Here is a 13693-nt window from a genome sequence, read left to right as displayed (position 1 = left end):
ACACCTAAGATTTGTAAACCGAATATGAGCCGGGCCAGAATATGGCCCGGTCAGGTTGGGGAATTTCAGTTCTGTAGATAGACCATATGGGTCTGTGTATATTCATAGAGACCGTGCTTGCCGTCGGCACCGCCGAACCCAGACTTACGGACTCCGGCGTGGTAGCCTTGCATGGCTTCGAAATTTTCTCGGTTGATGTAGGTCGCGCCGAACTTGATCTCGCGTCACGTGCGCATCGCTTGCCGATGTCGCGGGTATAGAAGGAAGAGGTCGGCCCGTAGTCACTGTAATTTGCCGCTTGAGAACGGCGGTGAGAAAGTCGGCCACGGTAACGGCGTCCGGAATCTCGGACAGGACTTCGCCGGTCGCTGGGGTGAGAACCGGAATATGGTTGCCACCCCTTGTTGCGACAAATGAGCCGCCGATGAAATTTCGATGGTGAGCCACCATGGACCCCTCCCCCGCGCGACTTGGTCTGACCCGCGGCATTCCGGGGCGACAGTTCCGTAATGCAAAAGTGATAATTCACAATACGGAACCTCTGTGAACCGGTGCGACATACGCAACAAGACCGCGCTGCACCGCGTGTTCCCGGCGAAGCTTGGCGCAAGCATCGGTGGCCTGTGCATGGGCGCTCATGTACTGGCGCGCGCCGGGCACCTGAACGGAAAATCAGCGACCATACACTGGCCGTACCGGGAAAGCTTTTCGGAAACCTTTGATGCGGTCACGCTCTGCAACCGGAACATCGTGATCGACCAAACGGACACCGAATTTGCCACGCTGGCCGCCGAACAGTTGCTGAGTTCTTGGGTGTTTCCAATTGGCAGCTTGAACGCCTGTTCACGGCGGCCCTGAAATAACCGCCCCAAAAATTCTATTTGAACCTGCGTATGGAGCGTTCGGCAGCCTGTCACCGAAGGCGCAATTGCCTGTGGCCTCGAGTCTGTTTCGTATTTTTCAAAATGCTTCCGCAAAAGATATCCCTTCACGGTTTCAGGAGTTGAAGCGAAACTGGAGGTGGTGGGCAAAGCTTGGGGTCATTCAGCGGCTTTTTGGTACGCCCCAGTAAGTCGACCATCGAGAACGGAGGCGCTGTCCCATGCGGTTGATTCCGGCGGGCTGTGTCGCAAACTGTCGCGATGGCCGAGAGCGCCGTCAGATGCACATCATGCTGGTCGACGCGGTGTGAGGCGACAGCGTTTAGGCGTGCGCTTTCCGCCGTCAGTTCAGCCAGCCGTGCCCTGCGTTCGATACCGGCAAGGACCGCAACCGCAAGGCCACATAACAGACACCAAGCGCCGCCTTTGGCGAGAGGTTGGCGCAAGAGACCGCTGACTGATTGTGCTGTCCTAGCCACGCATTCGCTTTCTCTGCGCAGGATGCGGTTGGCACGTCGCGACGTCGGGCAAACAAACTCTCTTGTCGCGGTTTTGAAATCCATAGAACGACAATGGCCGGTCAATGGTGCGTCCCCCCGGTTCAATACAACCCCCCTGGTTTAATACAGGCCAAGGCGAAAATATCCGCGCCCCCTGCCCTTTCGTGGCGCGGTTTGCTCGTTCCGAAAGAGGTTTCCTTGCCAAGGATGGCGCAGTTGCGGACCCGCACGATACCGGAAATGAGCGTCGTTTGTGCCAAGCCTCCTGTCCTTCCCATCACCCTTTTCACAGCCGCCCTCGTCCTCTCAAGATGTCCACCGCGGTGGACATCACGCATGGGTTCCCTCGGAACGCGAAAGCCTTTCCAGCAAGTGCGATGGATTGAAGGCCGGTTCTCTGCGTCCGAGCGTGATGCTATGGAAGTAGGCTCCGAAGTTCCGGATACGGTTGCCCAGTTGCAGGATCAGGAAGATAGCGCAGGAGGCCTTTTGCGATCCTACCTTCTTGGCTGCCTGCTCGAAGGTGCTTGTATGTATTCCCATCATTGGAGCAAGTGTCCGGGCATGGTTTTCCACGTCAAGCCAGTCTCTCAATGGACTTGTGGTGAACGATCTGGCCTGATCACACACCGTTGTGAGGGTCTTCAGTTCAGGTGTTTCGTGGTCGTTCGTTCTTTCTAAATCTTTTTGTTCTTTTTCAGACTTAGAATGGTGCCGGACATTTTGCCCGTCGTTGGCGGGCAGTTTCATCGTTTCCGGAGCGTCCACCGTGGTGGACATGCGTTCAATTTGGCCATCCAGTTCGCTGAGAAGCGCATGGTATTCTGGGATCGACAGCTTTCTCCGAAGCACGCGCCGGACCTCTTGAGTGAAACCGTTGTCGGGTTCGACCTCATCGAGGTGTGCAAGTTTGGTCAGGATTTGCTTTCTCAAGAACACGCGATCTCGGCGGGCGTTTTCCATCTCCTGAGCGGCCACGAGCAACTCACCGGCGCGGGCCAGCAAAGGGGTGAGCGACAGGCCATAGCTGATGGATCGGCCATCGGACGACTTCACCCGATATCGTTTCCGATTTGGGCTGTCGTGGCGCTTCATGAAGCCGAGATCCACAAAGCGATCAATGTGCCTGCGGAGGGTCCGTTCATCGATCCCGCCAATTCGGCGGCAGATCTCATGGTTGGATGCGAATACAGTATCGCCATGTCCGGGCTTGAGAAAGCTCAGCATCGCCTGGAGTGTTTGGACATGCGCGGGACGAAGCCCGAACAGGCTGCGGGTGTCTCTGAGCGCGCGGAAGATCGCCCAGATGTCGGTTTCGGGTGTGGAGGCGGGGACGGTGCCTTGGCCGCCCGCGCATTGTACGGAAAGTTTTGTGAATGCCATGTGTGTTGAACGACGACCGTGTCGGCCCACAGCTTTCCCGGCTCTTCCCGCGCTTTCAGGCGAGAAAAGGCAACAAAAAGACGTCCACCGAATCGGTGACTCTTGACCGGTATGTCGGAAATTGCTACATCACAGGTGCTAATCAGATGATGAGGGCTCTCCGGGGGAAACCTTGGGGGGCTCTTTTCTTTCTGGCCTTCGCCTTGCTCCTCTGCTCGAGTTTATTGTTGTGGCCGGGGCTCAGGTCCCCGAGCCTCTCTCATTCTGCCATTGTTCGAAAAGCTGTCGCAGCGTGGTTTCCGCGCGCTCTTCGAGCCATTGGCCGAATTCCGGGTTGTCCTTGCGGGTGATCTTGATGGCGACCTGTTTGCCATCAACTGAAAGTGTGCCGACAGGGCGACCATGTTTGTCTTTTACCACGGTCGTTTGGCCGCTGGCGCGCCGGGCGACCGTGCCCCGTGCCTTGTTGGAACAGGCGAGGTAGACGGCTTGAAACCGGTCTGAACTGGCGGTGGCGTCGGGCAGGGTGGCAAGTGTTTCCCGCGCAATGTCGACAAGCGGCACCTTCGCTGAAAGTGCGGCCAGATCACCCCACTGTCGCCGACCTACGCCATGGGCCGGTCCGATAAGTCGGACAAGTTCGTCGGGCAGTTGTTCGATGATCACCCGATGGTTCGATACACCCTGACGGGTCAGGCCCAGTGCGTCCTGAATCACGCTCGGCTTATATCCTGCCCCTTGCATCTCTTTGATAAAAAGGGACTTTTCAATGAAAGACGGGTCAAGGCGCAGGTTGTTTTCCTGGCCTTGCGCGATCAGAGAGGCATCGTCATCCAGCGTCCGGACAATGGCTTTGACCGTTCCGCCAACCCTGCGGATGGCGGCAAGCCTTCGACGCCCATAGATGATGCGGTATCGGTCCGGTTGGTCTGACGGGCGCACCATGATCGGGACTTGCTGACCATGCTTGCGAATGCTCTCGGCGAGATCGTCTATGCTGCTGTCTTCAAGGATCAGGCGATCCCTGAGACCGTCAATGTCGATCCTGTCCGGCTCGATGTCCCGGATTGAATTGGCGGTGATCTCACGCAGAGAATCCCGCAATCCGCCAACAGAGCCGGGCAGCTTTGTGGGTTTGACCGGGGCAGGGGAGGGGGCCGCCGTCTCTTTCTGGTCTTTCGGAGGTTGGTTGAAAATGTTGCGGGCCATCAGCGACGCCCCCAAGCCATCTGGATTGTCTGCTCCAGCTCATCGGCAACGCTGTTCGCGCTGGTCAAGGCCCGGTCAATCGTCTTCCGAATAAGCTGGCTGGGGTCCACCTCGTAGATTGTCTGCTGCGTCATACCAGCGTCCGAGATGGCCGTCGACTTCAGCATCGGCTCTGTCATGACCTGGCCCGCGAGGATCGACCGCAGGTAGCCGGCCATTTGCGTTTGCGGTCCGTCCGACGGCTCGTAGCGTGTGATCAGAAACTTGACGAAGTCCCAGGTGACCTGCCGTCCAATCGCTTCTTCGACGGCTTTGATCGTTTCCGATGCAAGCTTGAGGAACTGGCTCATCGACGCGATGTCGAGCATGCCGGGAACGACTGTGACAAGCAGGCCGGTCGACGCCGCCAGTGCCGTCAATGTGAGAAAGCCAAGTTGTGGCGGGCAATCGATCAGCACGATGTCGTAGTCTGACTCGACCTGTTCCAACGCGAGGGCGAGGCGTTCCGCGAAAATCGGCTGGACGCGGCGCGCAAGTGCGTTCGCTGTCTCGGTCTCATACTCGGACAACATCAAGCCGGCTGGCACCATGTCGAGCTTGTGGAAATAGGTTTTCTGGATCACGTCCGAAAGTGGAACCTGATCCTCGTACCTCAGGGCGTCATAGATGGTGCCGCCTTCGGCAAATTCGAGCTCTGGCCGGAAGCCGAAAAAGGTTGTCAAACTGGCTTGCGGGTCGAGATCCAAGACGAGCACACGGTAACCGCGCAGGGCATAGCGGTGTGCCAAATGGATCGTCGCCGTTGTCTTTGAGCTGCCGCCTTTGAAATTCACGACCGAAATGACCTGAAGGCGATCGCCCTCACGGCGACCGGGTCGGTACGAGTCAGCGTTTTTCCCGGTCCGCGCCAGAATGCTGCGGAGCGCGTCAATTTCTTCGGCCGTGTAGAACCTGTGACCGCGCCCGTCCGTGTGGACTTCGGGGAAACTGCCATCTTTGTGGCGATTGCGCAGGTTCGACGGGCTGACCCGCAGCAGTTCGGCAACCTCGGTAGAGCTGAAGCGGCGCAAGGATTTGCGTTCTTCCGGCTCGAACGCAACTTTCATCTGCCGGTCAAGCGACTCGGCAAGACTGTCCGCGAATGCTCCGATGTCGGAAGAGCCTAGTCCTTGCACGTAGCCCGTATTTCGATCATCCATATTCTGCCGCCTCTCATGGCCTTTTCTAAGGCTCTTTATCGTTCTGACGGTCGAAGCCGCGTCTGACGCGTTTTGCCGTCAGAATGGAAATGCCACGAACCTCTGAGTCCGGCAAGAAGAATCTAAATGTAGTGGAAAAGTTATCCACAGCACCAATCGGCAGAGATGCCGTCGCCTCCCTGTAACCCATTGTTTTCGAACGATAAGGGAAGGGCGGTCGTGACTGGTCGCCGCGTGAGCGGTCTTGCACTTGTGACCTAACTCTAAGCCTTTATTGGATATTCCGGTGACTCCAAGTCGGCTGCGGCGATGATTCCCGCAAGCGATGATCGCGCTTTACCGGGCGGTTTCCAGCCACAAGTGCCTACACGGGGCCAAGGCGCCAATAGCGGCGCGCAGCACGGGTCTCCAAGCCATATCGCGCCGCCATAACCGCGGGATGTTTCGCCGCCCGCAAGGGAGGCCCGGTCTTCGCACCGCTGGCAATGGGCGGGCAGGGGGACTGCGCGCGCGCCTAGACCGCCATCGCTCCACTGTTGGAAGGGACCGCCGGCAATCTCATCAATGGCCGCCACCCTGATCTGTCCCAGCGTCCAGCAATAACTGGCGTGGAAAACCCCTGTTAGCAGTTCCGGCAGGCGAATGCGCAAGGCGCAGAGGCGTCGTCCCCATCTTTACAGGCGATCCCAATCACACTACTAAACAAGTATCGTCCTATGATTTTACTTTCGTATGACAGAACTGGGAGGAGCCCATGATGAAACGCAGAACTCTACTCGGCGGGTTGACAGCCACTGCTCTGGCGCTGACCGTCGCAGCGCCATCCTTCGCGCAGGACGCACCCAAACTGCGCTTTTCAGCCGTCTTTTCGGAGCAGGACATCCGGGCGGACATGATGAAAAAGCTGGCGGACTCCGTCTCGGATATCGCGAACCTTGAACTTTACTATGGCGGCACCCTGTTCAAGCAAACCACCGAGATCGTTGCGATTCAGCGCGGTAACCTCGAATTGGGGAACATCGCGCCTCAGGACATCGCAACCCAGATCCCGGCGTTCTCGATCCTGACGTCGGCCTATCTGTTCAGGGACGCCGATCACCTCAAGACCTTTTTCGCGAGCGACGCAGGGGCCGAAATGATCGCGCAGGCCGAAGACCAGCTTGGCATCCATATCCTTGGCCCGACCTATTTCGGCACCCGTCAGGTCGGCCTGCGGATCGACAAGGAAATCAACACGCCCGATGACATGTCCGGCGTCAAACTGCGGATGCCCGGTGGCGATGCCTGGCAATTCCTTGGCACCGCGCTTGGGGCCAACCCGACCCCGATGGCCTATGCCGAGGTTTATACCGGGTTGCAGACCGGGGCCATCGACGGGCAGGACAACCCCTATCCGAACGTCGAGAATATGAAGTTCTACGAGGTCATGAACCAGATCGTGCGCACGTCGCACCTTGTCGGCTACGACCTGCTGGTGATTTCGGACAAGGTCTGGAAGGGGTTCACCGACGAAGAGCGGGCGGCATTCCAGGCGGCGGCGGATGAGGCCATCGAGTGGAGCACCCAACAGCATCTTGCCCGTGAGCAGGAACTGGGCGCCTTCTTCGAGGAGAAGGGGCTGAAGATCCACACGCCGGACGTCGACGCATTCCGGGCGCATGCGCAAAAGGCCTATCTGGACTCCGAGCTGTCCGCCGACTGGCCGGAAGGGATGCTGGACCGGATCAACGGGCTGTGAGCGCCCGGAATTGAGCCGTGGATCGCGCCCGGCGCACCGGGCGCGATCCAATCGACAACGGGAGGCAAGGTCGTGGACAGACTGGCAAAGATCGGGGCATGGCTACACCGGCGGGCAGAGAACATCGCGGCGCTGATGCTGGCGGTGATGTTCGGTGCCTTCATCGTGCAGGTGGCCTTTCGCTACCTGCTCAACCTGCCGTCGGGCGGGGCGTCGGAACTGACCATCATCATGTGGCTGTGGCTGGTGCTCTGGGGGGCGGCCTTTGTCCTGCGCGAACGCGACGAGATACGGTTCGACTTCCTGCTGAGCATGATGGGGCCGGGCATCCGACGCCTTATGGCCCTGCTGTCCTGCGCGGCGCTGTTGTTTCTCTACGGCGTGTCGCTGCCTGCTGTCTGGGACTACGTCACCTTCATGAAAATCCAGGAAACCTCCTATCTCGATATCCGCTATGACTATGTCTACAGCATCTACATCCTCTTCGCGGTCGCGGTCCTTGTGCGCTATGTTTGCCTGTTCTGGCGGGCACTGACAGGTCAAGGCGTGGCGGATGACGCGCGCGGGAGCGGGCTGCAATGAGCTGGCTCGATCCCTTTACCGCGTCGATCCTGTCGATTGTGCTGCTGGCGCTGCTTGGCCTGCCGGTCGGCCATGCGATGATCGCCTCCTCGATTTTTTACCTGATGTTGACCGGCTCGGACATGGGTACGGCGGCGGAACAGCTTTTGAACGGCATGTTCTCAAGCTACATCCTGCTGGCGGTGCCGCTGTTCATCCTTGCGGCCGAGTTGATGAATTCGGGCAACCTCACATTGCGGCTGCTGGCCTTCTGCAATGCCTTTGTCGGCCGTTTTCCCGGTGGTCTGGCGCTGGTGAACGTGGCGCAGTCGATCATCTTTGCCGGAATGTCCGGGTCGGCCATCGCCGATGCGGCCGGGTCGGGCAAGATGATGCAAAAGATGATGACCGAGGGGGGCAAGTACCCGCCGGCCTTTGCCGCCGCGCTGACTGCCTCGACTGCGGTGATCGGCCCGATCATTCCGCCGTCCATCCCCATGGTGATCTATGCGCTGGTGTCGGATGCCTCTATCGGCTTTCTGTTTCTGGCCGGGGTGCTGCCGGGACTGCTGATGGGGCTGGTGCAGGTCATCATCATCGTCACGACTGCGCGCCGCCGCAGCTTTCCGGTCGAAAATCCGATCCCTCTGATCGAGTTGCCGCGCATCACGTTGAACGCCTTTCCGGCGTTGATGATGCCGGTGGTGCTGCTGGGCGGTATCTATGGCGGGGTGACAACCCCGACAGAGGCGGCTGCCGTTGCCGCCCTCTATGCGCTGCTGGTTTCGGTTCTGCTGTACCGCAGCGTGACGCTGCAATCGGCCTACGATTCAGTCCTGTCGAGCGCGCGCACCACCGCCTCCATCGGGATGCTGATCGCAGGCGCACTGGTGTTCAACTACGTCGTCACGGTCGAGAACGTGCCCGCGACGCTCAGCCGGTTCCTTGCCGGATACGATCTGTCGCCGATCGCGTTCCTGCTGTTGGTCAACGTTATCCTTCTGGTCCTTGGCTGTCTGCTGGAAGGTACCACGATCCTGCTGGTGGTGGTGCCGGTCTTCATCCCCACGGCCAATCTGCTGGGGATCGACCTTGTGCATTTCGGCATCGTCTGCGTCGTCAACATCATGCTGGGGCTGATCACGCCGCCTTATGGATTGCTGTTGTTCGTGATGACCAGCATTTCGGGATGTTCGCTGGGCCAGATCATCCGGGAAATCCTGCCGTTTCTTCTGGCGCTGCTTGTCGCGTTGCTCACGATCACGCTTTTCCCCGACCTCTCGCTCTGGCTGCCGCGATTGTTCGGCTACAACGGATGATCCCATGACCAAACCGATTTATGTGCTGAATGGCCCGAACCTGAACCGGCTGGGCCACCGCGAACCCGAGATTTACGGGCGCGTCACGCTGGCCGAGGTCGAGGCGATCTGCCGGGAGGCCGGTGGGGACGCCGACATCGTGTTCCGCCAGACCAATTCCGAACAGCAACTGATCGACTGGATTCACGAGGCCATCGACGACTCCGCCGGACTGCTGATCAATCCTGCCGCCTTTACCTTCTATTCGATGGCGGTGATGGATGCGCTCAAGATGTATCCGCATCCGATGATCGAGTTCCACATCACCAACGTCCACAAGCGTGAGCCGATGTATCACAAATCGCTGGTTTCAGCGGTGGCGACGGCAGTCATGGCCGGTGCCGGAGCGCGCGGATACGGCCATGCGGTCCGCCTGCTGCGCGACCTTGTCGCCGAGCGGGCGGCGTGATGTTTACACCGGGATCTTTCCGGTCGACAATATGTGTTCCATCCCCGCATGCACATGTGCGTTGAGCAAGTCGATGGCGGCGTCTGTCTGGCGGCTCACCACCAGATCGCGCAGACGTTCATGTTCCTGCGCCGCCGGTCTGCCGCGAAAATCCAGCGCAAGAAGATGGTAGCGCAAATAACGGTCGAACATGTTGGAATGCGTCACCTTCAGGACCGGCATGTCGCAGGCCATGACCGTGGCATGATGAAAGTCCCAGTCGTATTGCACCCATTGCGACACCAGACTGCGGTCGCGGTCCCCCGCGATCAACTGCGTCTCGATTGTACGAAGCTTGTGATGGCTGGCGACGACATGCGCTTCCCATGCCAGCGTCCCGGCAGCGATTGACCGCCGAAGCGCATTGCATTCGAGCAGCAATCGCATTTCGCAAATGTCGCGCAGATCGGCCTCGCTCACCCCGACGACACTGAACCCCCGGTTGCCCTGCGCCTCCACAAATCCTTCGACAACGAGCCGGCTCAGGATCTCACGCAACGTGGTGACGCTGGTGCCATAGGTTTCGCGCAACCGTTCCAGCCGCAGCCTGCTTCCGGGCGCGAGATCGTTGCGGATGATGTCGGAGCGGATCCGGCGCAGACCTTTTTCGGCGATGGATTCGTTCCCGCTATCCTCAAAGAATGTCTTGGTGTCCAAATCTGCCTTCTTTCTCATGACGCACCCACCGCGATCCATACAGACACTGATTGCGGTCCGGAAATCCTATGAAGTGGTCGTATTCTTGCCTGAGGGTCTTTCATCATACGATCGAAGGGGCAACAAGAACAGCCGATACCGCCGGGTCTGACGCGCATGGATCGCGCCTTGGTCGGTATCCCGGTCTCTTGTCGACGATGTGGCCAAAGTCGCCAAAATCCTCGGCGGGCGGCAGCACGGCGCAAGCCTCCGCGATGTCACCTGAGCACTGTGCAAATGCACCTATCTTGCACATACAAAGCCGCGCCAGTCCGCATTTTCACACCACCCCGAGCCGCCATTGCGGCTTTGTGGGCCGGATCTAGGAACCTTTTCCGCGAATCGGCGCCAAACAGGGTCTACGGGGCGTGTTTGTTCCAGATTGCCCCGTGAAGTTGCGGAAATGTGTCTGCTGCCCTGACTGACGGCATATGTCAGGGCAGGGCCGTACCACATTACCCGTGCTTGGAGACATGGACGACGAGCCTTTTCGAACCTGTTTTTTAACAAGGCCTTAGCTGAGGCGTTTGTCATCCCGCACGACCATTCTTGCCAAAAATGTAATCATGACTTTTATTTTTACACAGTAATGGGTAAGAAACTCATCAAGGCGACGGATCATCCGTGCCATGGGAGGAGGACCATCATGAACTTCAGAACCGCACTCACGGCCATTTCGCTTATTGGTGCTGTCGCGACAGCGGCGACGGCGGAGGCGAAAGAACTGCTTCTTGGCACCATGGCCGTGCCCGGCACGACCGTTGAAAAGGCGTCGCATCTGTTTGCCGCAAAGGTCGCCGCAGAGATGCCGGGTCAACTGACGGTGATCGTCAACGACTCGCTTCTGAAAGGCGCACAGTTGGCACCGTCTGTGCGGGATGGCGTTGTCGATGCGGTGGTGGCCGTGCACCCCTATCTGTCCGGGTCCGAGCCGGTGATGGGGCTTCAGAACCTGCCGGGCGTCATCCGCACCGCAGAGGACTACCAAGACGTCCTCGCCGGCTTTTGGCGCGAAGACCTTCGGACTCTGTGGAACGACAACTGGCATTCACATGTGGTGGCCGAAGGCGCATGGGCAACCCATAATCTGTTCACCACAAAACCTGTTGAGCGCCCGGAAGACTTCAAAGGCCTGAAGATCCGGGTCCATAATGCGGAAACGGCCCGTTTCATCAGCCAGTTGGGCGCGCTGCCGACCCCGCTGGATGCGTCCGAAATGGCCGCCGGTCTTGAACGCGGGGTGATCGACGGCCTGTTCACCCCCTCCTGCTATGCATTCAAGCAAGAGTTGTTTCGCTCCGCCTCGCACATCGGCAACTGGCAGATCGGCCCGATCCAGGGGTGGGCGATCCTGATCAATATAGACACATGGAACGCGCTCAGCGCCGACGAACAGGCCGCTCTGACCGCCGCGGGCGCCGCCGTCGAGGCCGAGATGTGGGCGAACTTTGCGGCCAATACCGCAGAATGCGTGGACGGAATGACCGCCGAGGGCGCAACCTATTTCGAAGCCTCCAAAGACGCGATGTCCGCCATATTCGCCGATGTGAACACTCAGCCGGTATTTGACGACTGGAAATCCCGCATGACTGACAAGGGCTTCGACGGCGACAAGACGCTTCACCAGACGATGACGGCCACGTCGGGCCAGTAATTCAGCATCCTTCAAGGAGCAGCACACCATGTCGTCAACCGCACTTAATGTGGCGGACCAGTCCCCTGTTCCCGCGCACAGCGCCGGGACAAGCGGCGGCTGGCAGGTCGCAGGCTTTCCCGGCGCTCTTTGTGTCGCGACACTGCTTGTCATCTCGGTCTTCGAGATTGTCTCACGCTACGGATTCAATGCCCCTACATTCTGGGCAACCGAGATTTCCACATATGTCGGGGTGGCGGCGGTTTTCCTGTCTGTGGCCTATGCCGAGCTGCGCGGTGAACATGTCCGGGTCGAGGCATTTCTGGAGCAAGTGCCAGAGGCTTTGCGTGGTCCGATCTTTCAGGTGGCCAACTGGCTGGGGGTCTTTTTCATTGCCTTCTGCACGGTGGAAATGGCGCGGTATCTGGTGGCGGATTACAATGCCGGCACCCGGAACTGGGGACTGATGTCCACGCTGCTTTGGATTCCGCAGGTGCCGGTTGTTCTGGGCCTTGCCGGGTTTACCGCAATCCTGTCTTGGCGGGCTTCGGAACGGGCTGGCTGGCGGGTGGCGTCGGCCATCGCCATGGCCGCCTCTGTCGTGGCGGCCTATGTCGCGGGCCGCAAGGGGCTGCCGATCCTTGGCCACACGATCCCGTGGAGCCTGATGATTGTCGCGGCGGCGACCACCGTCGCCGCCATGATCACGACCGGCTGGCGCAGCGGGATGCTTTTCGCGGCGATCGCCGCTGCGGCGACCGGCGCTATGATGCTGGCTGCCGGCGGCGGGCAGGTCGGGGCGGGCATCGTCATCCTGATCCTGGTCTTCGCCTTTCTTGCCATAGGGATGCAGGTCGCCGTGGCACTTGGTCTTGTCGGTGCGCTCGGGCTGATCTTTCTGCCGCCGATCCCTCAGACCGTCGTGGTTGCGGAACGGACATGGAACGGCGTCAACTCCTTTACCTTCACCGCAGTTCCGATGTTCGTCCTTATGGGCAGCCTGCTGATGCGGGCGGGCATTTCGCGCAGCCTCTTTGACGGTCTTGTTGTCTGGATGGGGCGCATTCCGGGCGGGCTGGCGCAGGCGACGCTGACGGCCAGCGGGCTGTTCGCCGCGCTGTCGGGGTCCAGCATCGCGACCGCCGCCACCATCGGCAAGGCCGCCGGGCAAGAGATGCTGGATCGCGGCTACAAGCCCGCGCTGGCGCTTGGCGCCATCGCCGGGGGCGGCACATTGGGTATCCTGATCCCGCCCAGCGTTCCGATGATCATCTTCGCGGCCATGGTCGGCGTGTCCGTGACCAAGCTGTTCGTCGCGGGTATCGTGCCCGGTCTGATGGTGCTGGCCAGCATGATGGCCGCTGTCTGGATCTGGTGCCTGCTGAACCCGGACGCGGGCCATACCGGTCGCGCCTATTCGATGGCGGCGAAGGCCCGCGCCTTTGTCCAGTTCGGGCCGTTTCTCGGGCTGATCGTGATCGTCATCGCCGCGCTCTATTTCGGGATTGTCACCGCAACCGAGGCGGGCGCCCTTGGCGCGGCCCTTGCGCTGATCCTTGCGGGGGTCTCCGGCAAACTGTCCTGCGACATGATCCTAGGCGCGCTGCTGGAAACCGCCGCGCTGACCGGCGGCATACTGTTCATCGTCATCGGGGCAGGGATGCTCAGCTGGCTGGTCGATTACCTGCGCATCGCAACAATGCTGGTCGAAGCGGTTGAGGGCAGCGGCCTGTCCGTCGTGTCGGTTCTGCTGATGCTGATGGTCGTTTACCTGATCCTCGGCATGTTCATCGACCCGATCTCGATGATGCTGATGACGGTGACCATCACCTATCCCATCGTTCTGCACGCCGGATATGACGCGCTGTGGTTCGGCATTGCCCTGATGATGATGATCGAGGTCGGGCTGATCACGCCGCCGGTCGGCATCATCCTCTTCGTGCTGCGCGGATTGTTCCCGCATGCCTCGTTTCGCGAGATCTCGACCGGGTCTCTCGTTTTTGTCGGCGTCATTCTGGCGAACGTCATCCTGATTGCCGTGTTCCCGCAGATTGTCGGCTGGCTTCCGGGCCTGATGCGCTGACCAG

The 13693-nt window shown here is 59.7% G+C and carries 12 protein-coding genes; 7 read left to right on the top strand and 5 right to left on the bottom strand.

Annotation, left to right across the window (positions count from 1 at the left end):
* Positions 1-65: 65 nt before the first annotated feature.
* Positions 66-218 (bottom strand): aldehyde dehydrogenase family protein, encoded by a 153-nt coding sequence (locus ACN0S5_RS19080; RefSeq protein ID WP_417210418.1) that lies wholly within the window; start codon positions 216-218, stop codon positions 66-68.
* Between the two features lie 325 nt (positions 219-543).
* On the opposite strand from ACN0S5_RS19080, the gene ACN0S5_RS19075 reads away from it, so the two are divergent.
* Positions 544-858 carry a hypothetical protein gene (locus tag ACN0S5_RS19075; protein WP_417210382.1) on the top strand — a complete coding sequence of 105 codons (315 nt, stop codon included), beginning with the start codon at positions 544-546 and terminating at the stop codon, positions 856-858.
* 853 nt (positions 859-1711) lie between these two features.
* On the opposite strand, the gene repC is transcribed toward ACN0S5_RS19075, so the two are convergent.
* From repC to repA, 3 genes are all read right to left on the bottom strand, one after another.
* Positions 1712-2764 carry a plasmid replication protein RepC gene (gene repC / locus ACN0S5_RS19070; RefSeq protein WP_417210380.1) on the bottom strand — a complete coding sequence of 351 codons (1053 nt, stop codon included), beginning with the start codon at positions 2762-2764 and terminating at the stop codon, positions 1712-1714.
* A gap of 240 nt (positions 2765-3004) precedes the next feature.
* Positions 3005-3973, bottom strand: coding sequence for a plasmid partitioning protein RepB (gene repB / locus ACN0S5_RS19065; RefSeq protein WP_417210378.1), 969 nt, complete (start codon positions 3971-3973; stop codon positions 3005-3007).
* On the bottom strand, positions 3973-5172 hold the full coding sequence (repA, locus tag ACN0S5_RS19060) for a plasmid partitioning protein RepA (protein WP_417210376.1): 1200 nt from the start codon (positions 5170-5172) through the stop codon (positions 3973-3975). Before repA ends, repB begins: the two co-directional genes overlap by 1 nt.
* Positions 5173-5926: 754 nt before the next feature.
* On the opposite strand from repA, the gene dctP (ACN0S5_RS19055) reads away from it, so the two are divergent.
* From dctP (ACN0S5_RS19055) to ACN0S5_RS19040, 4 genes are all read left to right on the top strand, one after another.
* Positions 5927-6910 carry a TRAP transporter substrate-binding protein DctP gene (gene dctP, locus ACN0S5_RS19055; RefSeq protein ID WP_417210374.1) on the top strand — a complete coding sequence of 328 codons (984 nt, stop codon included), beginning with the start codon at positions 5927-5929 and terminating at the stop codon, positions 6908-6910.
* A 72-nt stretch (positions 6911-6982) separates the two neighbouring features.
* Entirely contained in the window at positions 6983-7492 is a 510-nt protein-coding gene (locus ACN0S5_RS19050; protein ID WP_417210372.1) for a TRAP transporter small permease, read from the top strand.
* Positions 7489-8790: a TRAP transporter large permease gene (locus tag ACN0S5_RS19045; RefSeq protein WP_417210370.1), complete on the top strand. Its 1302-nt coding sequence runs from the start codon at positions 7489-7491 to the stop codon at positions 8788-8790. The genes ACN0S5_RS19050 and ACN0S5_RS19045 overlap by 4 nt, the downstream gene beginning before the upstream one ends.
* Positions 8791-8794: 4 nt before the next feature.
* Positions 8795-9238, top strand: coding sequence for a type II 3-dehydroquinate dehydratase (locus tag ACN0S5_RS19040; protein ID WP_417210368.1), 444 nt, complete (start codon positions 8795-8797; stop codon positions 9236-9238).
* 3 nt (positions 9239-9241) lie between these two features.
* Here ACN0S5_RS19040 and ACN0S5_RS19035 read toward each other — a convergent pair whose 3' ends face one another.
* Positions 9242-9934, bottom strand: coding sequence for a GntR family transcriptional regulator (locus ACN0S5_RS19035; RefSeq protein ID WP_417210366.1), 693 nt, complete (start codon positions 9932-9934; stop codon positions 9242-9244).
* 685 nt (positions 9935-10619) lie between these two features.
* Between ACN0S5_RS19035 and dctP (ACN0S5_RS19030) the strand changes: the two genes are divergently transcribed.
* Complete coding sequence (gene dctP, locus ACN0S5_RS19030; RefSeq protein ID WP_417210364.1) at positions 10620-11627, top strand: TRAP transporter substrate-binding protein DctP; 1008 nt, start codon at positions 10620-10622, stop codon at positions 11625-11627.
* 28 nt (positions 11628-11655) lie between these two features.
* A complete protein-coding gene (locus tag ACN0S5_RS19025; RefSeq protein ID WP_417210363.1) occupies positions 11656-13689 on the top strand; it encodes a TRAP transporter large permease subunit in 2034 nt (677 codons plus the stop codon).
* Positions 13690-13693: the final 4 nt, after the last annotated feature.

Source organism: Antarctobacter sp., assembly GCF_048262615.1.
In the GTDB taxonomy this organism is placed as follows: Bacteria; Pseudomonadota; Alphaproteobacteria; order Rhodobacterales; family Rhodobacteraceae; genus Antarctobacter.
The sequence above is the reverse complement of the archived record's forward strand: the minus strand, read 5'-3'. Positions and strand labels throughout refer to the sequence as shown.